General features: G+C 35.6%; 20 protein-coding genes and 1 pseudogene. All 21 read right to left on the bottom strand.

Going from position 1 to position 23,510, the window contains the following annotated elements; genetic code table 11:
* Positions 1-2: 2 nt before the first annotated feature.
* Positions 3-2,816 (bottom strand): phage tail tip lysozyme, encoded by a 2,814-nt coding sequence (locus M1F37_RS00460; protein WP_247934304.1) that lies wholly within the window; start codon positions 2,814-2,816, stop codon positions 3-5.
* 11 nt (positions 2,817-2,827) lie between these two features.
* Positions 2,828-5,185: a VirB4-like conjugal transfer ATPase, CD1110 family gene (locus tag M1F37_RS00455; protein WP_192855672.1), complete on the bottom strand. Its 2,358-nt coding sequence runs from the start codon at positions 5,183-5,185 to the stop codon at positions 2,828-2,830.
* A complete protein-coding gene (locus tag M1F37_RS00450; protein WP_247934303.1) occupies positions 5,136-5,495 on the bottom strand; it encodes a PrgI family protein in 360 nt (119 codons plus the stop codon). Before M1F37_RS00450 ends, M1F37_RS00455 begins: the two co-directional genes overlap by 50 nt.
* A gap of 53 nt (positions 5,496-5,548) precedes the next feature.
* Entirely contained in the window at positions 5,549-6,403 is an 855-nt protein-coding gene (locus tag M1F37_RS00445; RefSeq protein ID WP_001054257.1) for a conjugal transfer protein TrbL, read from the bottom strand.
* 16 nt (positions 6,404-6,419) lie between these two features.
* Entirely contained in the window at positions 6,420-6,662 is a 243-nt protein-coding gene (locus M1F37_RS00440) for a hypothetical protein (protein WP_000627865.1), read from the bottom strand.
* 20 nt (positions 6,663-6,682) lie between these two features.
* Positions 6,683-8,560 (bottom strand): VirD4-like conjugal transfer protein, CD1115 family, encoded by a 1,878-nt coding sequence (locus M1F37_RS00435; RefSeq protein WP_247934448.1) that lies wholly within the window; start codon positions 8,558-8,560, stop codon positions 6,683-6,685.
* Complete coding sequence (locus tag M1F37_RS00430) at positions 8,560-9,048, bottom strand: hypothetical protein (RefSeq protein ID WP_049522123.1); 489 nt, start codon at positions 9,046-9,048, stop codon at positions 8,560-8,562. Before M1F37_RS00430 ends, M1F37_RS00435 begins: the two co-directional genes overlap by 1 nt.
* Positions 9,038-9,337 (bottom strand): hypothetical protein, encoded by a 300-nt coding sequence (locus tag M1F37_RS00425; RefSeq protein WP_003042486.1) that lies wholly within the window; start codon positions 9,335-9,337, stop codon positions 9,038-9,040. Before M1F37_RS00425 ends, M1F37_RS00430 begins: the two co-directional genes overlap by 11 nt.
* A gap of 596 nt (positions 9,338-9,933) precedes the next feature.
* Positions 9,934-10,332: pseudogene (locus M1F37_RS00420) on the bottom strand (ATP-binding cassette domain-containing protein); the annotation flags it as partial.
* A gap of 90 nt (positions 10,333-10,422) precedes the next feature.
* On the bottom strand, positions 10,423-11,034 hold the full coding sequence (locus M1F37_RS00415; protein ID WP_101776872.1) for a V-type ATP synthase subunit D: 612 nt from the start codon (positions 11,032-11,034) through the stop codon (positions 10,423-10,425).
* Between the two features lie 22 nt (positions 11,035-11,056).
* Positions 11,057-12,442 carry a V-type ATP synthase subunit B gene (locus tag M1F37_RS00410; protein WP_000111248.1) on the bottom strand — a complete coding sequence of 462 codons (1,386 nt, stop codon included), beginning with the start codon at positions 12,440-12,442 and terminating at the stop codon, positions 11,057-11,059.
* Entirely contained in the window at positions 12,443-14,218 is a 1,776-nt protein-coding gene (locus M1F37_RS00405; RefSeq protein WP_125448104.1) for a V-type ATP synthase subunit A, read from the bottom strand.
* A 62-nt stretch (positions 14,219-14,280) separates the two neighbouring features.
* Positions 14,281-14,601, bottom strand: a complete 321-nt coding sequence (locus M1F37_RS00400; RefSeq protein ID WP_125448103.1) for a V-type ATP synthase subunit F — start codon at positions 14,599-14,601, stop codon at positions 14,281-14,283.
* On the bottom strand, positions 14,591-15,598 hold the full coding sequence (locus M1F37_RS00395) for a V-type ATPase subunit (RefSeq protein WP_125448102.1): 1,008 nt from the start codon (positions 15,596-15,598) through the stop codon (positions 14,591-14,593). The genes M1F37_RS00400 and M1F37_RS00395 overlap by 11 nt, the downstream gene beginning before the upstream one ends.
* 64 nt (positions 15,599-15,662) lie before the next feature.
* Positions 15,663-16,244, bottom strand: coding sequence for a hypothetical protein (locus M1F37_RS00390; RefSeq protein WP_049500018.1), 582 nt, complete (start codon positions 16,242-16,244; stop codon positions 15,663-15,665).
* A gap of 33 nt (positions 16,245-16,277) precedes the next feature.
* A complete protein-coding gene (locus M1F37_RS00385; RefSeq protein WP_000400484.1) occupies positions 16,278-16,754 on the bottom strand; it encodes a V-type ATP synthase subunit K in 477 nt (158 codons plus the stop codon).
* A 15-nt stretch (positions 16,755-16,769) separates the two neighbouring features.
* Complete coding sequence (locus tag M1F37_RS00380) at positions 16,770-18,761, bottom strand: V-type ATP synthase subunit I (RefSeq protein WP_125448101.1); 1,992 nt, start codon at positions 18,759-18,761, stop codon at positions 16,770-16,772.
* The gene (locus M1F37_RS00375; protein ID WP_101776867.1) at positions 18,751-19,074 is read right to left on the bottom strand and encodes a hypothetical protein; all 324 of its coding nucleotides are present in this window, start codon (positions 19,072-19,074) and stop codon (positions 18,751-18,753) included. Before M1F37_RS00375 ends, M1F37_RS00380 begins: the two co-directional genes overlap by 11 nt.
* Before the next feature lie 24 nt (positions 19,075-19,098).
* A complete protein-coding gene (locus tag M1F37_RS00370; RefSeq protein ID WP_101776866.1) occupies positions 19,099-19,989 on the bottom strand; it encodes an ROK family protein in 891 nt (296 codons plus the stop codon).
* Between the two features lie 156 nt (positions 19,990-20,145).
* Positions 20,146-21,255, bottom strand: a complete 1,110-nt coding sequence (locus tag M1F37_RS00365; RefSeq protein WP_000248712.1) for a Gfo/Idh/MocA family protein — start codon at positions 21,253-21,255, stop codon at positions 20,146-20,148.
* A gap of 39 nt (positions 21,256-21,294) precedes the next feature.
* Positions 21,295-23,370, bottom strand: coding sequence for a sialidase domain-containing protein (locus tag M1F37_RS00360; RefSeq protein ID WP_419991943.1), 2,076 nt, complete (start codon positions 23,368-23,370; stop codon positions 21,295-21,297).
* Positions 23,371-23,510: the final 140 nt, after the last annotated feature.

Below are 23,510 nucleotides of genomic sequence, written 5' to 3'. Positions count from 1 at the left end.
TTTTATTTCACCGTATAAGCAAAACTGATGGCACTATCTGCTTGAGAGATTTTTCTAAAGGTATAGTTAGGATTACCCCCATAGTTTGTCTCAGACACAAGGAAAGAACCATCATCATATACTTTCTCGACAAAAGCCACATGACCATAGTCTGCTGGTGTCCCATGTGTACCTCCTACAAAAGAAACAATAGCACCTGCTTTTGGTGTAGAACCTGTTTCACCTCCAAGACTTGAAGCTGTCGCAACCCAGTCCTGACCATTTCCCATGGTATTAATGATTGAAATCTTTTCTCCATTTCTACCTTTTAGCTTTAATCCTAACTGGTTCATACGAGCCGCAACACCCCATGTACATTGTCCATAGGCATAAGCCATACCATCTCCACCACCAGGAACAGAATGATCATACAAGTCCCCACGAACCCCTTCAAGGGATTGTGGATCACTTTTTGCCTGTCCTCCGTTTGTTTGGCTAAAGCCTTTTTCAATTTGGTAATACCATTCCGTTGCTCTGGTTTGTCTTTCCAGTAGTTTGTCACCAGAATTTCCCTCCCAATAGGTAAGGAAGAGTTGGGCCAGATTGGCTGCACTACCCGTATTTTTAAAGAAATCCTTTAACCAACTTTGATAGTAAGGACTATCTCCATGAAGCATAAAGTCAAGTTGTAGGTCTAAATCATACCATTTCTTATTTTTAGCGTATGCATAATTCAATAAAGCTGTATGACGTGTTGAACCATCTGCAGTATCCGTCCATTGACCTAACCCCAAACCTCTATGAAGGATATTAGGATAAGCACCACTATAAATGGCTGGCCCTCCTATCTCTAACCAGCTTTCATCATCCCATGAGGAATCGGTAGCGCCAACTGGAGGAGATAAATAATCCCCTTCAGCTCGTTTAGGATTGATAGAAGACTCTACCGACCAATTTCCTAAAATAGCCGCAATGGCTTGGGGACTTGCCCCTTGAGATTTCAAAAACTCATAAATATGTTTTGCTCGTTCAAACTCATCTCCACCAAACTGACCAATGGCAGGTAAGATAGTTGTCTGAAGTTGAATGACTTTGGGAAAATAAAATTGCGGATTGACATATACCAATTTTTCTTTCTTGTTCTTATACTTTTGATAGGAAACTTTCAAACCTGTATCGTCTGATGTTTCACCAATAATATCACCCGTTAGGACTCTTGTACCCTCAATCGCACGGCCATTATGAATAGAATACAAGGTCAATCGACTCTCATTCTCTCCTTTTCCGTTAGTGAGAATTATATTGTCACCATCTAGTGATACGACCCCATCCATTGGTGCGACAATCGTTTGGTGAGCCTTCGCTTCTAGTAGAATGTACTCCTGAAGAGTAGGTTTTCCGTCTAAATCATAGTATCCATAACGATAAATCATGGTTAGACTATCTTCGTTGCTTTTCCCCTCAAATGGATTGTCCAATTCCTGCATGGAAGCATACACACCTTCTTCTTTTAGTTCCTTCATTTCCTCTTGATCGTCTTTCGATAGTTTATACTTAGGAGTTTCATAAAGGTCTTGCATGGATTTCAAATCATCCCCATCGTTTAAATCATGCCACAAAGTAGACAGATAATCCTTGTAAGTTTCGGAACTAAATAAGTGAACTGGTTTGTTTAACTCATAGTCATGGAATTTAAAGTTCATATAGCCCATCACATCATCAACTTTTGTGTAATAAGTAATTCCTTTGTCATTTGTACGAGTATGTTCTGCGTCTTCCCAAGTTAGGTGGGTATAAGCTTTTGTTAATTCAAATTCATCTTGTTGAATCAAACTAGCAGATGAAAATCCTAAAAAGAAGCTCATCATAAGTAAAAGAAGAAAGACTATTCCTCCAACTATCCATGTTGCAGGATTTCCAGCCGCAAATGTAAAGAAGGAAAAGGCTGCTTTTAGTTTTTGATAGATATTTCGGACACTTGTAAGACCTTGTTTCTTTAATCTTCGAAATCGATTTTTAAAGGAACTTGGGTTATCTTTTGCTAGTTTCCATCCTTTTCCATCCTTAAAATGATGGTATCGCTCTTTTGTGTTGGTCAGTCTTTTCTTGGTAAAACGACCTGTTGCTTGTCCTGTTTTGACACTAGCTTTCCCCAGATTATAAGAAAGCCGACTGTAGCGTTTCCCTTTTCTAATGGTCTCTTGAAGTGTGCGATAGCCTTCTAAATCTTCATTTTCTGAAGCTAACTCTCCTCCTTCACGTCCAAGGACATAAAGAAAAGTTTTAGCTTTCCTACTGACTTTTTTAGACTTATAGGCTTGTTTAGTAGATTTTAGATTCTCTTTTGCGGCCTTGACTTCTTTCTTAGCTTTTAATTCTTCTAAACTCTTCCCTTGAAAGAAAAAATTAGATTTTGCTTTCGATTCCTGACCATAAAGAAATTTTTGATTGGTTTTTCTTTCTTTACGACTCTCTTTTCTTTCTTCTTTTGACTGTGCCTTTGCTTCTCTAAATTTCTTCTTGGCTATTTTCAATCGTTTCCTAGCATGAGGTAATCGTCTGTCTCTTAATTCTTTACGATTCAAAAAAGATGGAGGACTATTTTGAAGAATATGATTGTAGTCTTCATTTGCTTGTTTTACTCTCTCCTTTGAAGCTTCTCTCATCTCCTCTAGCTTTTCTTTTATCTCTTTTTTCCATGCTTTTTCATCCAGTACAGCAGAATTTTTTTTCTGTTTCTTCACCTCCTTCTTTCCTTTTTTCAAGAATTTCTTCTCATCTTTTAGACTTCTTCTAAATGCCTTTCGGGCACGTATGATTTCTCTTTTATCCTTCATTTACCTTCCCCTTAATTAGAAGCCATTTTATCAGGATCCGTACTCATGATATCAAACAATTGAGTACCTTGAGGAATCTTATTTTTGAAGGGAACGACAACGGAACCAGCTTTTATCAGTCCTGCACCTTTTTCTGGATTGACTAGGTATTTTTCAAGTTCTTTTGACAATCCTAAGAGTTGAACTAGTTCTTCTCGGTCATTTTTTGCTTGCTTGAGAAGAATCATAAATTCACTATTTGCAATAATCCGTCTACCATTTGGATCTAACAATAAGGTTTCGACGTTTTGGGTTATTCCAGTCGGACTGGCTCCATATTTTCTAACACGACTCCACAATTTAAAGAAGAAATCACTGGCATATTTATCTAATAAGAGAAGCTGCATTTCATCAAAATAAATCCAGGTCTTCTTCCCTAATTTTTGATTCCGAACGACACGATTCCATATCTGATCAAAAACAACCATAAGGGCGATTTGTTTCAGCTCATCTCCTAACTTCTTAACGTTATAAATCAAGAAATTGGATCCGGTCTGAATATTGGTCTTATGAGAAAAAATATCAAGAGAACCTTCGACATACAGTTCCATATCAAGTGCCAAATTCTGCGCTTCTTCTTCTGGCTGTTGACTCAAGACAAAAACCCATTCTTCCAAAGAAGGCTCTTTAAATGACTGATAGGTGAGTCTGGTAACTCGGTCGATAATCGATTTTTCTCTCCCATCCATTTTCCTATCCAATAACTTGCCGATAAAGGATAAAAGAAATTCTGATTTAACCTTTACAGGATCTTCATCCATATTTTCCTCAGACAAGTCAAGGACATTGAGATAGGTTTGGGAATCTGGCGCAATATCAATCATTTCTCCACCAAAAGCCCGTCCAATAACACTGTACTCTGCTTCTGGATCCACGATGATAATTTCAGTATTTTCACCAGATTCCTTGATTTTGGTCGTGATAATTTCATGCTTGGTTGCCATCCCTTTCCCAGCTCCAGAAGTTCCTAAAATCAGACCAGACGGTGTATTTAATAGGCTGCGATCAATGGTAATAATATTACTTGATATTTGATTGATACCGTAATATTTCCCACTACGGTCTTGTAAATCTACTGAAGTCCATGGAGAGTTCACTGCTACATTAGATGTTAATAAACTCCGTGATACTCCCTCTAAAAAATCACAACCAAATGGCAGCAAACTATTAAAGGCTGCTTCTTGCATATATGGAAGTTTATCAATCATTAGGTCATTTGAGCCGGCCACTTGTTGGATAGTGTCTAGAGCTTGTTTAAGTTCTTCTTCATCCTGACCAAAGACCCCAATCAAGAAGACTGTTTGAAATAGTTTATCTCCTGTCTCGGTCATGGTTTTTAAGAGTTCCTCGGCTTCATCGATATTGCTTTCTAATACATGGCCTACTTTTTCCAAATAGATACCTGTACGAGCTAGTTTTTGTTGTTCCCCAATCTTTTGGGATTCCATCAAGGTTTTCTTTGTTCGTAGTTTCTTCATGGCATCCGCCTTGGTCGAACTTTGAGCATGGAGGCTCACAATCAATTCCAAATCTCCTTGCATGAGGTCTCGGATAAACTGATCTCCTAATTCCATGCCGTAGTCTCTCACATAGACAATCTGTAATAAGCGGTCATTGATTTGTAGGTAATTCTTGTTTTTAAAATCCAAGAGATTAGGGGCTATGAAGTGACGAGTTGTCTGACCAGATCTCGTTAAATCACGGTAAGAAAAAGGAAGATGATGTTCTCCTCTAAGCATATCCGCCAACAAGTTCACACGGTTTTCTCCAGCCAAGGATTCAAAGCGAGCATCAATTTCTGAGAAACCACTCTTGAAATATTCTCCAATTTGAGACAAGGAACGATAAGCTTGTTTGGGATTAGAATCCTTTCTACCAAAGCTAATCAGTTTCACAGCTGAAAAGTTATTTTCCCCACTGTCTAAATTCTGATTCATCATCCGATTCAATTCTTTACGGTAGGTATCATATCCATCTTCTTTTTCCTCATACAAAACACTTTGTCTAAACTTTTCTAAATTCAATCTTTTATTAAAGATGGTCAATTGGAAGTTGGTTTGGTCATCTAAGGAGTTAATCAAATCAGAATACTTCTCAATGATTGCGCCCTTATCTTCTAAACCAACGGTCTGGTAATTGACATCACCAAGTAAATAGCTTTGTGAGAAATAATCTTCTTTTACCTGCATCAGACCATTTTGATACAGGGCTTGATAGGAAAGAGTATTAGCCGTTGAGGGTAACACTTCCTCTTTTTTTCCTTTAACTACTTCTTTCTGATTAGTCATTGAAGTTTTTTGTTTCTTTAATGTATTTGATTTTCTTTTCATGTTCAGGTCCTTTCTTTCCTGTAATTGTGCGTAGGGGAACCGTTAATTCAAAATGAAGACGGTATTTCAAATAATGTTCAAAATATAAATCATTGGGTTTATAGACTCCAAAAAGCATGAGGGGGATGGTAAAAGCAAACACAAAACCGTAAACAAACCAATCTCCTAATTGCCAGAAAAAGAGATTCAAGCCCAAAACAATAACTGTGACAATAAAGGCTGGTAAAACAAAGATGATTTGCCTTGTGGTGAAACCTAACCAAGCCCTGTGTTGGTATTTTGAGATGTCCTTAAAGACACGTGTATTCATGACTTTCCTTTCTAAAAAGGCTAAGAAGCAATCACTTCCTAGCCTTTATCTAATTACATACCTAAAATTGAGCGAGCCGTACGTTGAGAACCAACGAGGGCAATAATCAGTAAGATAGCTTGTACCAAACTACCAAACATAATCGCAAGAGATTGCAGGACTCCTGCACCATTTGAAACGGCTATTTTCCCAGCAGATTCAAACAAAGGAACAAGAGAAACAATCAGAAAAATAAGAACCCCTTGTACCGCATAGACCATAATATTTTTTAAATAGCCAATACCAATAGACTTCCACTCATCACTTAAAAATGTTGGAATCGTAAGAGGGGCAAATGGAATCATAAGGTAGAGTTGAATAAATCGAATAGATACCAAAAGATTGACCATGGCTGCACTTACTATCCGAACTAGCCAAATGAGGAGGGCGAAAAAGCCCACAATCATCCGGCCAATAAATCCTGACCCTTTTAATCCAGAGATGGTATCATACTTCGCCCCACCGTGAGCCACAATCGAGGCCACTTGTTCAATGGCGTGACTCGCAATCCCGATGATAGCTTCTACAATAACGGTAGTATTGGTAATTACAACTGCGACCATAATATAACTAATCAACATCGGCGCTAATGCTTCAAAGGTCATCGCTCCACCAGAGTTAGCAATTTTCTTTGCCATCTTCGAAAATTCTAGGATGAGAACAACTGATAAAATCGCAACTCCAAGAGGTTGCATGACACTTTTAGTAATACTAGACATATAAGTCCAAACTGTTGGATTGTAGCTAGATAGAGATTTAATCAGATCTACAGTAGATTGTAAATCCACATTAAATCCTTCAAATAAATTTTCAGCTGATATTTTTTCAGATGCAAGGTAAACAAAGGGTGAGACTAAACTAAGATTCATGTCATTGTTTATCCTCCTAAATTGAAATCTGGGTTACAAAGGCTCCAGCAGCCCCGACCATAACACCACCGACAATTTCAAGAATGGCATTCCGAACACCTGGTCCACCATCTTTAATATTGGTTGCAAGGTTGACAATCCCCACAACAACGAGAAAGGCACCAACCGCAATCAATCCCTTCTGTAACAAAGACATAGCTTGTGCAAACATAGCACTTGCGTCTACTCCATAAACAAAACCTTTAAAATGCGTAATCATCTATTTCCTCTTTTCTATTTTTATTTTAAACTAGATTCAAAAGTTAAATCACGAATTCTAAGGCCTTCAAGATGATTTTCTTGTCTTTGATTCAAAGGATTGATTTGATAGTTCCACCACCGTTCATCGGTTTCTTGATTGGCTAGGTACTTCCAGTTTGGATGCTTAATGGAATTGTACTTTTTACTTTTAAAGACAGGCATATTGGCAATTCGAACCAAGCATTCATGCCGTTTCATATTTCCGACTTCATCAGGTGTCATTAAATCACGAGCAATCTTTTGATGAGAAAGGGATCCTGAACCTGTCTGGCCAAAGGAACGACTAGTATTTCGAACATCAATGGTTTGTTTACCGAGTAATCCACTCATAAATTTAAAGGTATCTTCATCATTACCACCTAAGTAGACTAAGCTATCACAGTTCCCCAAAATGGTTTTCCAAGCTTCTTTTTCTTTATAGAGCCCTTGAAGTTGGGCAATATTTTGTAGAATAGGAACGAGACTCATATTCCGAGAACGGACTGTTGAGGTTTGTTCAGCAAAATCTGGAATTTCTCCGATATTTGCGAACTCATCTAAGTAAACTCTTACATGAAGAGGCAATTGACCCTTAAAATCAATATCTGCTTGTCTTGTTAGGGTTTGAAACACGGTTGAAAAAAAGAGGGCTGAAAGAAAGCGAAAGGTACTATCGTTATCTGGGATAACTAAGTAAACCATTGATTTTTCCTGGCCCCATGTCTTCATATCAAGGGTATCTCTTTTGGTCAAATCCATGACACTTTGAATATTAAAGAGGGCAAATTTAGCAGTGGTTACAGCTATAACAGAATCCAAAGTCTTATCCTTATAATTTTGAAAATCTGCCCAATTTCGCATGGTAAAATTTTCAGTCCCATACTTTTTAGCATAATTTTCAAATAGAATTTCTAAGACACTTTTTTCTTGGTTTTCACCCTTGGATAAATGTTTAATGAGTTTTGAGATTTCAGCAAAACTTGGATAACGCCCTCGTTTTTTTCGCTCTTCCACTTCTTTTTTTTGACGTTTCAACAAGTTTTGGTATTCTTTTTGACTTAAACGACTTTCTTCTATGAGCTGTTCTCTTGTTTTGGGTGGATTATAGAAATCGACCAAGTAAGAGGCTAAAGCTCGTACCAAAGTCATAGAAGCTTCATCCCAAAATGGATCACTACGGGAGCCAGAGCCTTTGGTGTTATTGAAATAAACCGTCAGCAAGCGATTCAAATCATTTTCTGTCTCTATATATCGAAAAGGATTGAAGCCATCCGAGTTCTTCATATTGACTAAATCTAACACCTTTACTTGGTAGCCATGTTCTATAAAGAGTTTGCCTGTTTTCTCAGCCAAGTGATCTTTAGGATCCACTACAATATTAGAACTATTCATCTGAATCAGATTGGGTTTCACAAAGCGAAATGTCTTCCCACTTCCTGAACCTCCTATCACCGCAATATTCTTATTTCTATCATACTGGGGTGGCTTTTTATCTAACAAAGTTAGACGAACATCTTGGGCTAAGATTGTATCATGAGAAAATTCCTTACCGTAAAAGAGCTTCTTTTCTTTTAGAGTTCCAAAACGGGCGCTCCCGTATTCTACTCCTTCTCGATATTGTTTCTTACCGGTCTCTAGATAGAGATAAACCAGCAACATCATCACAAAACCTAGTAGAAAAAAAGCACTTGATTTTCCAGTAAAAGAAAGATTCCATGGCGACTGAAGAACTTCATCTTGACCTTCCATCAGGAGACGAGTCCATTTATCTAAGCTATTTCCAGTATAGGAATCATACAAAAGCGTCAAACGATGAAAAAGATAGCCTAGTAAGACGCCTAACAGTGAGAATAGTAGGAATTTCTTTCCACTGTACATCATCTCACCATCTCTTTCTGTTTGACGGCCCCTTCTTGTCTAAAGGTAATTTGGGATTTAGCTTCATCAATTGCATCGTCTAATGACTTATCCATGGTAAAATCAGCTAATTTCTCCGGATCATTGACCATTTTTTCTAACAGATGGTCTAAATGATTGTCTAGAATCGAACGGTCTTTCGTATAGAAATGTAGAGAATCCCCTTGCCAAGCTATGGCCAAAGGAATCTCTTCTTTTTCTAAAAAAGCTTTAAATTTCTCTATATCAATTGGTTTGTCTAAAAAATCTTTCTTCAGATTAATCGTATCAATCGCATAGGGAGATTGTAGCAATTCTTCTAATTTCTGCACACCTATCTTATAGGCGGAATCCTGTGCTAAAGCCTGACGTCTAGACCATTCTAGAATCTTTAAGAGACTTCTTACAGTAAATAAAAGACTACGCTCTGCATATTGAACTGCCATTCGTTCCTGTTGTTCAGAGGACATCTGACGCCTCCTTCTTAACAAATAGCAGTTTTCCTTCTTTATAGCGATAAGCTATCAATTTCTGATGTTGCTTAATCGACTTGACAACCTGCAGTAGATCTCTCGAATAAGGTTCTCGAAGAGTGACTTCTACTGCTTTCCCATCAAAGATACCAACACGTTTAAATTCAATGTAGTCTTTTTTGAGATGTCCTAAGCCCATACCAAAGGGAAAGTGATGAATCAATTGGATGGTACAACCACCTTTATTTCCCATTTGTTTCAAATCATACAAGTTTACTACCTTCATGATTAACTCCTTTATCTAGTTTGTCGCATCGTTTGAGTCTGGTAACGATAAACTCCGTGTCTGTTAGAAAATTCTCACACACGTCTTGTGCCAGTTGCCCTTCACAGGGAAATACTCTCAGTCCCTACTTACACAGGCACGCTAATCAAGACGGAGTGGATTCAATTTTCAAAGAACAGGTAACTTTATTATAGATAAGAGTAGTTGAAATTTTTATCACATTTTTGGGGTTGTTGGAATAATCAGGTAAGTGCTAATTTCTAGCTCCTCTCACAACACCCTACATACATTCTATGTTTTATGAACAGTAGCTATCATTTACATTTTCAAACTACCACTCTATCAGATTAAAAGTCAAAATAGGCGCTTCTACTTCGAGAGATACTCATTTAATGGTTCAGCAATTCGCTCTACTTCCGTTACATAAATTTCATCACTATGACTTCTAATGATTTGTTATTAATTCACTTTGAGGGACTTGCTCATGAAACCAAACAGCGTAAGTCGTAAAAGAAAAAAAGCAGTACAAGATTGAACTGCTTTTACGGATTCAGATAAAATAACTTTAAAATATAGAAGATATCTATTGACTGTAACTATAATTGATTTAAATTTATAACTTCATCTGCTTGATTCCAAATATCGGGATTATGAGTTGCAATGATGATTAGACGATTTTCATTTTTCATATCTAATAATAATTTCATAATTCCTTGTGAAGTCGTAGGGTCGAGCGATGCAGTCAACTCATCCGCAAGTATTAATGGTGGATTTTTAAGAATGATTTTCGCTAAAGCAACACGTTGTGCTTCACCGCCAGACAATTCATATATCTTTTGTTCCAGATGAATATGAGTTAGACCAACTCTTGCTAATACATCTTTTTTTAATTTATTTTTTTCTTTATAATTACATTTACGATTTATTAATCCTAAATCTAGATTAGTAGAAACATCTTCATTATCTAACAAACCAAAATTTTGAAAAAGATATCCTGATACTGTCAATAAAAAAAGCTTAGAAAGGCTAAAAGCCTTATCCAAGCTGATATTTTGTTCATCTAATTAATAATCTAATTAAAGGATCTACTTCACTTTCATAATACGAACTAAATTGGCTCTTTCTGCCTCCTCTAGTTTCAATTCTATATAATGAATAGTTTCCGACAAGTTTGGAATAATCGAGTATTCTAAACCATTTACACGTCTACGTGTTTTTTCTATTTCATCAGCCATTAACTGACACGTTTTTTCAACTTCTGCCAGTCTTAGTAATTTATCAATTAAACTATTCATTGTAGCAAATACATCATCCATTTCACTATTAGAAGATAAATAGCTGTATTCACTGTTCTCATTTTGAGAAGTAATATTCATATGCATTCTAGGAACTGTTACACTCATGATATTTTCTTTCTCAACAAATAGTTCAATTTCTTTCGATGGAATTGAAAATAATTCCTCCACCATTTGAGAACTCTTTAATGATTTAGCAACTGCAAAGGATTTTAGATTATCAATTAGATAACTTTCTACTTCTTTCCGAAGTTGATTATTCTCACGAATCAAAGAAATAAATCGCCTCATCAATTCATCTCTTTTATCCTTTAATAACTTATGTCCACGTTCAGCTGTTTTCAAACGTTCCTTTAAGTTATTCAATTCCATACGAGTTGGTTTTACATTCAAACGTACCATAGATAATCACTCCATTTCTGGATTAAACTTCTACCAAAGGTAAGTATTTATCAAGCAAATCATCTTTGATACGTTTTAACTCTGTTCTAGGAAGAATTGATAGTAATTCCCACCCAAGATTCAACGTATCTTCTATATTTCGGTTTTTATAAAATCCTTGATTTATGTACTCTTCTTCAAAACGCTTTGTAAACCTCACATACAATTTATCTACATCAGATAAAGCCGATTCTCCTAATACTACTGCTAACTCTTCAACCTTTTTCCCTTGGGCATAGGCTGCAAACAGTTGATTCATAGTTGGAGCATGATCTCCACGAGTTTTACCTTCTCCAGAACCCTTATCTTTTAATCGAGAGAGAGAAGGTAAAACATTGATTGGTGGACGATAACCTTGATTATACAACTCATGCGACAAAATAATTTGCCCTTCAGTAATGTATCCAGTTAAATCAGGAATTGGATGTGTTATGTCATCTTCTGGCATTGTTAAAATAGGAATCTGTGTCACCGAACCTTTTTTACCAACTAAGCGACCAGCCCTTTCGTATAGAGTTGATAAATTTGTATATAAATATCCCGGATAGCCTCGTCTCCCTGGAACTTCACGGCGAGCTGCTGAGACTTCACGTAACGCTTCACAATAGTTGGTCATATCCGTCATGATAACTAGAACGTGCATATCTTTTTCAAAAGCTAGATACTCTGCCGCAGTTAAAGCAATGCGGGGAGTTGCAATACGCTCAATTGCAGGATCATTTGCCAAGTTCATAAATAAAACCGAACGATCGATCGCTCCTGTTTTTCTGAGCTCTTCCATAAAAAACTCAGCTTCTTCAAAAGTAATACCCATTGCTGCAAATACAACCGCAAAATTTTCATCAGAATTTAAAACAGTCGCTTGTCTTGCTATCTGAGCAGCTAATTCATTATGAGGTAAGCCCGAACCTGAAAATACTGGTAATTTTTGACCACGTACAAGAGTATTCAAATGATCAATAGAGGAGATCCCTGTCTGAATAAATTCATCTGGATAATCTCTAGATACAGGATTAATAGCTTGACCATCAATATCTAAATATTTCTCTGGAATTAAATCTGGTCCACCATCAATTGGTTTTCCCATCCCATTAAAAATACGACCAACCATATCCTCAGATACGGCCAATTCTAATGCATGACCAGCAAAACGAATTTTAGACTTTTCTAAATTTATTCCACTAGATCCTTCAAAAAGCTGAACCATTGCTTTATCTTCGTGGATCTCTAAAACTTGTCCACGACGAATTTCTCCATTATGAAGTTGAATTTCAACTAACTCATTGTAAGACACATTATTTACTTGTTCAACAATCATAAGAGGCCCAACAACTTCACTAGCAGTTCTGTATTCTTTTATAACACTCATTTATAGACCTCCTGTTTCTAATATCAAATGAATTTGATGTGTAATCTCATTTGATATAATTTTGATTTCATCTAATCTATCTTCTGAAACATATTTACTTCTAGCCATACGGTCTCTAACTGCCACGGTACCTTCCATAATCTCTGTAAAGTAAGAACCCAACTCTAAAGCATGATTTGCCTGATCAGCAAAAGTTAGGATATTACTTAGCATTGCTTCTTGTTTTGCAAACGAAGTGAATGTATCTACCGAATCAAAGGCGTTCTGTTGCAAATAATCTTCTCGAATTTGTTTAGCAATTTCCATCGTTAGTCGTTCAGTATCAGACAGAGAATCAATTCCAACAAGACGAACAATTTCCTCTAAACTAGATTCCCGTTGTAAGTAGTTCATCGCACGAGTTATTTTACTATTCCAATCTGTCTTCTCTTTACCATCTATATAAGTGCCCACACTGTCTTTATATAGTGAATAAGATGTAAGCCAGTTAATTGCAGGAAAATGACGTCGCTGTGCCAACGGAGCATCAAGCCCCCAAAAAACTTTCACAATCCGTAAAGTGTTTTGAGTAACTGGTTCTGAAATATCTCCACCAGGTGGCGATACAGCACCAATAGCAGTAATCGTTCCTTCACGTTCTGGAAGCCCTAGAACCTGAGAACGTCCTGCTCTTTCATAATATTCAGCGATACGACTTCCCAGATAAGCAGGATAACCCTCATCACCAGGCATTTCTTCTAGACGTCCTGACATTTCACGTAGCGCTTCTGCCCAACGTGAAGTTGAATCAGCCATAATGGCGACAGAGTAGCCCATATCACGAAAATACTCAGCCATGGTAATTCCTGTATAAATTGAAGCCTCACGAGCAGCAACAGGCATATTTGAAGTATTAGCAATCAGAACTGTCCGTTGCATAATTGATTGTCCGGTATTAGGGTCAATCAACTCAGGAAACTCATTCAGTACATCCGTCATTTCATTTCCACGTTCTCCACAACCGACATAAATAACAATATCAACATTGGCAAATTTAGCTACTTGGTGTTGTACAACTGTCTTTCCTGCTCCAAACGGTCCAGGAACTGCTGCAGCTCCCCCTTTGGTTACTGGAAAGAATGTATCAATAACTCGTTGACCTGTGATTAATGGTTCTTCTGGAATTAAACGTTTAGAAACAGGACGCGCCTTGCGGACAGGCCATTTTTGCATAAGCGTTCCTTTATAGAAACTACCGTCCAATTTTTTTATTTCATATACAACTTCATCAATTGTAAAATCGCCAGATGCAATAGAAACGACTTCTCCAGATACTCCATAAGGAACCATAATTTTATGATTAACTACCTCGGTTTCCTTGACAGTTCCAAGAATATCACCCGTACTCACTTTTTGACCAATTGCTATAGTGGAATCAAAATGCCACTTAATATCTCTATCCAAACTTGGAACTTCTACCCCACGAACTAGAAAATCATTATGAGTAGCCAATTTAAATCGATCTAATGGGCGTTGTATGCCATCAAACATTTGAGAAATCAATCCTGGCCCTAATTCAACCGAGAGAGGTTCTCCAGTTGTAACAACTGGTTCTCCCGGACCAAGACCAGATGTTTCTTCATAGACTTGGATAGATGCCTGATCTCTTCTCATTTCAATAATTTCACCGATTAACCCTAGCTTACCTACACGGCAAATATCTTGAATATTAGCCTCATGCATACCTGATGCAATAACTAGAGGTCCCGATACTTTTATAATCTTCCCTTGAGTCAAAGTTATTCTCCTTACTAAGTCCAAAAATTATAGAATAATATTACAGACAATTTTGTACATTATTATAAAATATTGTGTCCTACTGCTTTCTCTACATTATCCTCTATACGTTTTAATCCTAAATTTAAACTTTGTTTATGAGTCGGTAATAAAATAATAGCAGGCACAACTTGAGAATCATAATGGCGAATTGTATCTAATATCATTGAAGCAATGTCTTCAGTGATATAAATGACACCATAATCAGATTGAACTAATTTTCTTAGAGTATTTATAGCTTCTTGTTCTTGATAGGCAGGAAATATATCAAACCCAATCATGCTAAAGGGTAAAATAATATCATGGCTACCAATTATGCCAATTTTATACTTATTAGCTTCCATAATGCGGGCGTATCCTTTCTTTTATTGATTCAAAAGGAATTGTATTTTGAAGAGCTGATATGATCATTCTAAGATTCTTTACTTCAAACTCACATCCCAATAAATATCTAGCAAGAACTAACGGCCCATCTACATTATACCTTCCTTGATCTAAAGTTTTATACAATAGTAAATCACATAAAAATTCTAACTCAGAAGATGAAATTGTTGCGTCCTGCATCTTCAATTCGTAAGTTGAAAAGATTGAATCTAAGCTTGGATTTATTTTATTGAACCACACAAATATTTCTTGATTTTCTACAATGTATATAAATTCTTTAGCAGAAATACTTCCTTCATCTGAAAGTAATTGTAAAATATCCCCATGACTCTTATTTTGAGATAAACCACGTTTTACAGTAATAATATTATAAAAGTCAATCATTGCAACAATAACCTGAGACAGCACCTCATCTAACTCATTAGATAAAAGTTTCAGATGTTTAAAATATGCTAGATCAGCTCCGACATCAAGTACACGAATATTATTAAAAGTTTCATACTCATTCCAAATTGATTCTACTTCATGAACCATAAAATCAGGAAGTGTATCTGAATGTAAGGAAGAAACTAAATGTTTTAAACTTTCTATATCAAAAATCCCTATTGGAATTAATAATTTAGAAAAATCTTTCTTAATTGCCGCCTTAGATTTTAATAAAACTTTGATATTATGATAAACATATCGTAAAGCAAATAAAGTCACAATTTTATCAGACGGACTTTCAGCATATGCCCATCTATAATCATTGACTAATTTTGTCATTAGCGAAATCTCTGTCTGACTAGGATTCTCTAAAACGTCAATCGATAAATGATAGGGAGTTGCTTCTAAGATAAATGCCAATGTCTCCGTATCTTTGGATTGTATAATTTTTTGAAATTTTTCTTCTGTAATAAAATCGTTTTCTTTTACCGAAATCGTCGTATTTATTTTTGAAAAAAGATTAGTATCCATAAAATACCTTTCTAATTTTATTGGAATACTCCAAATTTCTAAGAAGGATTAACCAATTTCATCCTTAATTGATAAAAATTTGATTTGCGATACTTGAACTTTCTTCCTTAGAAATCGATCCAATTAATGTTTTATACAAATAGTTATCATCAATTTTACCTATTGAAATAAGTAAGCCTGATTCATTTGAGATAGGCTGTTCACTAAATAAATGATTTGGAAAAGAGAATTTCAATTTCTCTAATTGTTCCAAATTGAATTTAGCTAAAGTCCGCTCCCCAAAAGTTACTATGACCTCTTGTTGTGAATATCGTTCCAGAATTCGATAGATGAACTCCATTTCTTTATCTGCACTCCAAGATTCCATTTCTATTAAAGCAGATTGAAAAAGTTCTTTTAATATTTTCTGTTTTGATACTAACGTTGATTGGCGTTCCTTATTTTTTAATTGTTGAAAAATTATTTGATATTTCTGTTGTAATTCTTTTAACTTTCGTTCATGTTCAGCTTCTTTTTTCTTTACAATGACCGACTTTTGCATTTCAAATTCATCATCAATCTTCTTTTTGGAATCCAATAATTTCATACGCCCTTTTTCATGAGCTTGTTCAATAACAGACTCTCGTAAGTTTTCTAAATTGCTCATTTAGACACCTCCTTTGAATAGCAAATTAATTTCTTATACACGAAGGGTCAAAATGAATGATACGACAAAGGCAAGAATTGCATAGGTTTCTACCATGGCAGCCAAAATTGCTCCCTTCATGAATTCTTTTGGTCTTTTAGCCAAGATTTGCATTCCCGCTACTGCTACATTTCCTTGATGCTTAGCCGAAAAGTATCCTACAATAGCAATTGGAAGAGCTACAAAGAAATAAGCAACTCCTTTTTCCAAAGGAAGTTCTGGAGTTAATTGCAACCAAATCAAAATTCCAATAACAAAACCATATAATCCTTGTGTTCCGGGCAGTAGTTGCAATATCAAAGCTGAGGCAAATTTTTCTGGCTGTTCTTTCAGTAAAGCTGCGGCAGATTGCCCAGCCTTACCAACTCCATAAGCAGACCCCATACCGCTTAATCCTACCGCTAATACAATTCCCAATGCAGCGAAGAAAGCTCCTCCATAGGTTGAAAAATAAGTTGCTAAATGTTCCATTATATATATCCTCCATTAATTCTTTGTAATAACCTTAATATATTTCTCAGAAGCCTTCAAAGGTTGAAATGGTTTTCCTCCACCCTCATAAAACTTACCAAAAAATTCAACAAATATCAGACGTGCTCCATGAACATACCCTGATAGTAACGATAGAAAAATATTGATCGCATGTAAAAGAATGAATAATACTAATCCAATTGTCAGTTTAGCCAATGTCCCCGGAAACAAACCAACAATTAAATTGAAAGCTGATGCTATACTTGCTCCAGATAATCCTAATGCCATCAATCGAGTGAAACTAACTAAATCACCTATATAAGATGAAATGTTATATAGATTAAACAATCCTGATCCAATACCTGACAAGCTTTTGGCTTGAATAATAGAAACAATCAAAATCCCCACAGCATTAAAAATAGATACCCATTTCCCTAATACAAATAACGGTCTAATATCAGGCATCAACATTCCGACAGCAATAAATAACAAGCCAAGCAGAATAACACACCACGCAAATCCTGAATTATATGCTTCTGCATATTTCTTCATTCTTACTTTTTGTAGACCTGAAGCTAACAAACCTACAAATACTGTAATAAATCCAAACACAACTGACACTACTAATATAGTCATGACATCCGAGGTTGTAGATATCAGATGAAATGGCAACTCATATCCAAAAAATGAGCCATAGATTCCACCCCAAATTGCAACGGCTACCCCTAATATATTAAAGAATTTTAAAAATCTCTTAGTTACTGAAGGTAGATGAAAAATTTTTAATGCTAACATTGTTCCTAAAAACAATAGTAAACCATAGCCTAAATCAGCAACCATCATTCCAAAAAATGTAAAGTAAAATGGTGCTAATACAGGTGTAGGATCTTTCTCATAATATTTGGGCAGAGCATACATTTCTGTCAATAATTCAAATGGTTCAATTAAAGAGTGATTCGTTAATTTGATAGGTATTTCATCTTGATTATCCGACAATGTTTCCGATTCATAAATATAAATAGAATGTCCAAAACGCTCATCCATAACTTTTATAAAATATAAAATACGAGTTTCTTCTATCCATCCTTCTAATGCAACTAGATGCGGAGTGCTCAAAAGGTTATTCTTAGAGATTTGACGAGCATAGATAGATAAAATATAGTCAATTTGCCATTGTAAATCTATCAAATTTTTCTTTGAATCTTGCAACGATGCGATAATATTCTCTTTTTCAGTTATTAACTGCATGTTTTCTTGATCCAAATCTACTACTCGCTGCTTCGGTAATTCCTTTCTAGAATAATCAAATGGTTCAAATAAGTATTCATCAAAATCAATAGAGCAACTGGACTGATAGAAAACAACAACACCGTACTCTCTATCATTAGAAAATATTTCTTGAACTTCAATATTGTTTTCTAAAAAATTATTGTATAAGCGATTATCTACAGTCCTTGGAATTGTTCCGATTTTTCCTCTACAGAAAGAAAATTGTTCTAAATGCGCAGGAATAATTTCTAATTTTTCCCACTTTATTAATCTCTCTATTTCCTCATTATTACTTTGAATGTTTCTTTCTAATTCATGAACTCTGTTTATTTGATGATTCACTTTTTTAAGAACACCCTCAGCAACATTAGCTTTACCAAATTTTTCTAATTCTTCATAAGAGGTTGTTATCGGAGGTTGCTGTAATAACTTAAACGTGTTTTCTTTCGGTAGGTATTCTTGTAATTTCTCTACAGTTGCTTCCAAATGTTGTTGTTTATTCATCAAATAAGTCAAGGCATCATTTCCTTCAATAACCCCATGATTGGAATTAGAAGTATGAGAAATTTGAATAGTTGGAAATACAACCTCATCTTTTTCTAGAGCTTCTGACCAGTTATCCTGAACCTTTAAATCACGGAACTGCACTGACTCTAGTTCTTGAATAGTTTTTAAAACATCATCAAGACTACTCTTAGAAAATAGTAGAGAAATTCTTTTCATCTGACTAATAGCCATATTTTTCTACCACCCTACCAATAATTTTTTCTACAAATTCTCCTCTCCTACTTGATGAAATATACTGAATCTTTGCATCATTTTCCTTGATTGTTTTATTAACCACATCAATGAGGTTCTGTTGTTGCATTTCCAAATTGCTTTCTATTGAAATTAATTCTTCGTGACTTTTTTCATCATAACTTTTTTCTAGTTCTTCCAATTCTTCTTGGGAGACAGCTTTATACGTATAAATCTCATTATCATATGATTTTATAATATCGGTTGCAACATTCTCAATATCTTGCATTGTCGAAAATACAGAGTTAGTCATTGTGACACCTCCTTATCTTTCACACTATTTATTAGAAATTCTATCTAAGAAATTTTTTACAGCTCCTATACGACCAGCTTCATTTCCTAATGTAGCTGCCACAACATTATTAGGCAAAAACCTATTATCCATTGCATTTTTAGCTAAAGAACTTTGAATTTCAGGTAACAAAATATCCTTTTTAGCCAGAATCCCACCTCCTAATATGAGAATTTCTGGATTAAGTAGATAAGAAATAGTTAATAAACCTTTTGTTAGATTTTCTACAAAAATTTCAAAAGTTTCTTTAGCGACTTTATCTCCAGAACTTAAATCAGTAAAGAAAGTACGTCCAGTTTGATTAGTTTTCAAGCTCTTCTTTTGATATAAATGAATCAATGCGGTTGTTGAGGCTTTGCTTTGCCAATCCGAATTACCTACAGGAATATAGCCTACTTCACCAGCAGTATAGTTAAATCCGTTAACAATTTGTCCATTAACAATAATACTGCCTCCTATACCTGTTCCAATAGTAACCATTACTACATTTTTCTTATCTTTGGCTTGTCCCTTCCATAATTCACCTAATGCAGCACAATTAACATCATTTTCAACAAAAGTAGACAACCCAAAACGTTTTTCTATTTCGGAAGTAAAGTTTACTCCGATATACCCTGGTATTGTATAGCCTGCATAGATGATTTCTCCTGTATTAGCATTAACAACTCCAGCAGTGGAAATACCAACACCATCAATTGAATAATTTAAAATATACTCACCAATTAAATCACAGACCTGATTTAATATCTGATTCGTTCCCAAATCATAGTCAATAATTGTTTCAATCTCTTTGAACTGATTTAAACTCGTTCCAAAATCATCGTATAAATCTGCCTTAATTGTTGTTCCGCCAATATCGATCCCTATAATCTTCATTTCATCACTCCCACATTTTTGATCTCATTACTTTTTGATAAAAAATGGGACTGGGCATTATCCCAGTCCCATCTCTATTTCTTTATTCAATGAGTTGTATCACAGAACTTTAGAAATTATATAATGACAAGAATTTACTATTCTGTTTTACAATAGTTAAGCATTTGTGATTTCTGAAAGACTTACTTTTCGATCTTCTTTAACTGATAAAGTACATGCATCAGCGGTAGCGATTGATTCTAAAGCAGCTACACCATTGAGAAGTTTTTCATATTCTTCTGTAATTTCTCCACCTTTAATGATGTCATGTAGATATTCCATTTCTTTATCAATACATGTTTGTAACCATAATGGGCAACGTACTCCTGGTTTACCGTACGCAATTGCTCCATCCATACCACGACCGGTATAGATAGCTGTACGGTCATCATCTTCCTCTTGAGTTTCATGTACTAAGAAGTGTGATTCTCCTTCACCTTTAACACGAAGAGTACCTCCAGTATTGAACAAGTCAAGTTTGATAGCTCCTTCAGTTCCTTGAATCAAGACGTAGTGTTCACCCCAACGGAAAGCATTACCATATTCCAAAACAGCATAACGATCATCAGAGTATTCTAGGTTTACAATGAGCATATCATCTTCATCACCAAAGTTTTCACCTTTATGATATACATTGCCTCCTACCATTGTCGCTTTTTCAGGAAGTCCTCCCATGATGAACTGAATGCAATCTAATTCATGAATATGGTGGTACAAATGTCCTCCAGATTGAGAACGAAGTTTCTTCCATGATACAGTTGGTTGTTGTTCTTCCCAACCTGTACGAGCGGCATGGCAATAAAGAACTTTACCGATTTTACCTTGAGTAATCAATTCTTTAGCATGGTGTACACCATTAAAGAAGTTCATGATGTGACCAGCCATAAAGATAACATTATTTTCTTTACATGCGTCAACCATGGCTTTACAATCTTCATAAGACAATGCAATTGGCTTTTCACAAAATACGTGTTTGCCATGTTGAGCAGCTTTCACAACAGGTTCACGGTGAAGGTAGCTAGGTGAAGCTACGATCACACAATCAATATCTTCACGTGCTACAAGTTCATCTAAACTTGCACAAACATCTGATCCCAACTCTTGAGCAACTTCTTCTCCATGATTTGGGTCAAATACCGCAACCACTTTTGCATCTTCAATTTTGTTCATTGAGCGAGCCAAATCAGCTCCAAAATATCCAGCTCCAACAATACCGTAATTTACCATAATTTTTATCCTCTTTCTATATATTTTTAAATTTCAGCTTTAATTCTTTTTCAAATCTTCAATCTTAAATGTTATATATGGTACAACATTTTTCATATGAAGTTCATTACGAGACCATGAATCAAATTTTTCAAACATCAATCCAATTTCATGATTTGGTAACTCTGTCAATGTTGAATATGAGTATCCATAGTTACTATAATCAACATCGTGATGATAACGCCAATCAATTGTATTATCATCATTAATTAGACCAATCGAAATTTGTCCGTGTTTACGACCATTTGTGGAGTTTGGAGTACTTAAAATGACAGCCTTTTTACCATCAATCAATTGACTATAATTGATGATTGATAATTGTGTTCCATAACTTGGATTTGAAACAAAATTCAAATATTCCGGAGCACTCCAAGTAGTACCTGCGTCTTTACTTGTTAAATATGCAATTTTACCATTATTTGTACGCATGTATGCTTGAATTACTCCTGGACTCAATTCTACAAATTGTGCTTCTGCTGACCAACTAGAAGGAAGTGGCACAACTTTAACTTTCCAAGACGCTCCATTATCATCACTATAAATGAATGCAGACTCTTTACCAGTGTAAGACGGAATAAGAATACGTCCAGTTGAGCTTTCAATGATTCCACGTCCAGGACCCAAATAAGGCGCATTCCGATTAAGTCCCATTATAGGAGGTAATAAAGTTGGTGCAGACCAAGATTCGCCATGATCATTACTAGAAATATATGCAATATAGTTCGTTGGCACTACTTTGAATAATGCATCTTTGTAGAAGATATTCATATGGACTTTAGTCCCATTACGATATTCAGTCTTTTTATTATTTTCAAATGAAACCGAATATTGCTCTACCGTCAAATAATTACCATTTTGTTTAATACCGAATTTTTTATCTACTGAAAATTCAGTTGGTCTGTTGGTACGATCGTCGTATACAGTACCATTCTCACGAATAGTATAATTATAATCAGTATCACCTTGTTTCTTTAATTTAAGGTAATAATTACCATCAATTTGTTTATAACCTGAATCTTTTCTAGTAGCTTCTCTAAAACTTACTCCAGCAGGCATAACATCAGCAAACATGAGTACTTGTTTGTTATTTTTTTCAACAATAACAGAGTCAATATAGGTTGCACCACCGCTGATTTGTAAGTCACGTCCACCAACATCACGAGGCCATTCTAATGGTACTGGCGCAAAATCATCGAATGCCAATGTTAATTTTGGTTTAGTCCATGTCTTACCATTATCATCACTATAACTTGTAGCAATATTAATTTTATTCAAGAAATCATGAGTTCCACCGTAACGAGCGTCAATGCTTGAAAAAACCCGACCATTGCTAAAAGTATACAGAACTGGAATACGGAAATAGTTAGAACCTGTTGTATCATTAGCCGTATAAATTAAATGTCCAGTAACAGCGTTTGTTGTCATCTTTTTAACAGTTTCTTCATCCAATGCACTATTAAAGAATTTGATATTTTCTAGTGTCCCGTTAAAACCAAACGCCGTTTTTCCTGCACGTTTCACTCCCCCAAGCATATAGTAATCAATACCTTTAATATCCTTGATGTTTAGGAAGTTATCCACTTTCTTTTCTACTACTTTTGTACCATTAGCATATAAAGAATATGTTTTTTTGACTGAATCTGCTACTACTGCAACAGTGTTAGTCACAGCCTCTTGTTTGTACTTACCCCAAACTGAAGCAGGTCTGGATACTAGGTGATTTTTATTGGAAGAAGTATCACGCGCTTCCATTCCCAATTCACCATTGTCTCTAAGGAACACATCTACATAACTATTTTGTTGACCGGGTTTAGAATTAGATATTCCAAACAGAGCTTGTAAACCTTTCTCACTAGACTGATTGTACTTAATCACTACAGTAAAGTCACCGCTAGTAAATTTATCCTTTAACTCATTAGTAACATTTTCTCCGCCCCCTGTTAAAGTAACATTATTTTTTTCTAAGACAGGAGTTTCTTCCGCTGTAGAAGATCGATCCTTAACAGTAGTTTCGACTGTTCGAGGTTGTACAGTAACTTCCGAAGAATTATCCGATTTAGGTTGTACTCCCGAAATCGCATCCTCTGTAGAAGATTGATCCTTAACAGTAGTTTCAACTGTTCGAGGTTGTCCAGTAATTTCCGAAGAATTATCCGATTTAGGTTGTACTCCCGAAATCGCATCCTCTGTAGAAGATTGATCCTTAACAGTAGTTT

The sequence above is a fragment of the Streptococcus mitis genome, assembly GCF_023109105.1.
GTDB lineage: Bacteria > Bacillota > Bacilli > Lactobacillales > Streptococcaceae > Streptococcus > Streptococcus mitis_BW.
Note: the sequence above shows the minus strand (reverse complement) of the source record. Positions and strands in the feature narration are given on the sequence as shown.

Bases quoted from the DNA above. Each gene is read 5' to 3' on its own strand.
- M1F37_RS00460 (WP_247934304.1), bottom strand. From the start codon at position 2,816: ATGAAGGATAAAAGAGAAATCATACGTGCCCGAAAGGCATTTAGAAGA.
- M1F37_RS00455 (WP_192855672.1), bottom strand. From the start codon at position 5,185: ATGAAAAGAAAATCAAATACATTAAAGAAACAAAAAACTTCAATGACT.
- M1F37_RS00450 (WP_247934303.1), bottom strand. From the start codon at position 5,495: ATGAATACACGTGTCTTTAAGGACATCTCAAAATACCAACACAGGGCT.
- M1F37_RS00445 (WP_001054257.1), bottom strand. From the start codon at position 6,403: ATGAATCTTAGTTTAGTCTCACCCTTTGTTTACCTTGCATCTGAAAAA.
- M1F37_RS00440 (WP_000627865.1), bottom strand. From the start codon at position 6,662: ATGATTACGCATTTTAAAGGTTTTGTTTATGGAGTAGACGCAAGTGCT.
- M1F37_RS00435 (WP_247934448.1), bottom strand. From the start codon at position 8,560: ATGTACAGTGGAAAGAAATTCCTACTATTCTCACTGTTAGGCGTCTTA.
- M1F37_RS00430 (WP_049522123.1), bottom strand. From the start codon at position 9,048: ATGTCCTCTGAACAACAGGAACGAATGGCAGTTCAATATGCAGAGCGT.
- M1F37_RS00425 (WP_003042486.1), bottom strand. From the start codon at position 9,337: ATGAAGGTAGTAAACTTGTATGATTTGAAACAAATGGGAAATAAAGGT.
- M1F37_RS00415 (WP_101776872.1), bottom strand. From the start codon at position 11,034: ATGGTACGTTTGAATGTAAAACCAACTCGTATGGAATTGAATAACTTA.
- M1F37_RS00410 (WP_000111248.1), bottom strand. From the start codon at position 12,442: ATGAGTGTTATAAAAGAATACAGAACTGCTAGTGAAGTTGTTGGGCCT.
- M1F37_RS00400 (WP_125448103.1), bottom strand. From the start codon at position 14,601: ATGGAAGCTAATAAGTATAAAATTGGCATAATTGGTAGCCATGATATT.
- M1F37_RS00395 (WP_125448102.1), bottom strand. From the start codon at position 15,598: ATGGATACTAATCTTTTTTCAAAAATAAATACGACGATTTCGGTAAAA.
- M1F37_RS00390 (WP_049500018.1), bottom strand. From the start codon at position 16,244: ATGAGCAATTTAGAAAACTTACGAGAGTCTGTTATTGAACAAGCTCAT.
- M1F37_RS00385 (WP_000400484.1), bottom strand. From the start codon at position 16,754: ATGGAACATTTAGCAACTTATTTTTCAACCTATGGAGGAGCTTTCTTC.
- M1F37_RS00380 (WP_125448101.1), bottom strand. From the start codon at position 18,761: ATGGCTATTAGTCAGATGAAAAGAATTTCTCTACTATTTTCTAAGAGT.
- M1F37_RS00375 (WP_101776867.1), bottom strand. From the start codon at position 19,074: ATGACTAACTCTGTATTTTCGACAATGCAAGATATTGAGAATGTTGCA.
- M1F37_RS00370 (WP_101776866.1), bottom strand. From the start codon at position 19,989: ATGAAGATTATAGGGATCGATATTGGCGGAACAACAATTAAGGCAGAT.
- M1F37_RS00365 (WP_000248712.1), bottom strand. From the start codon at position 21,255: ATGGTAAATTACGGTATTGTTGGAGCTGGATATTTTGGAGCTGATTTG.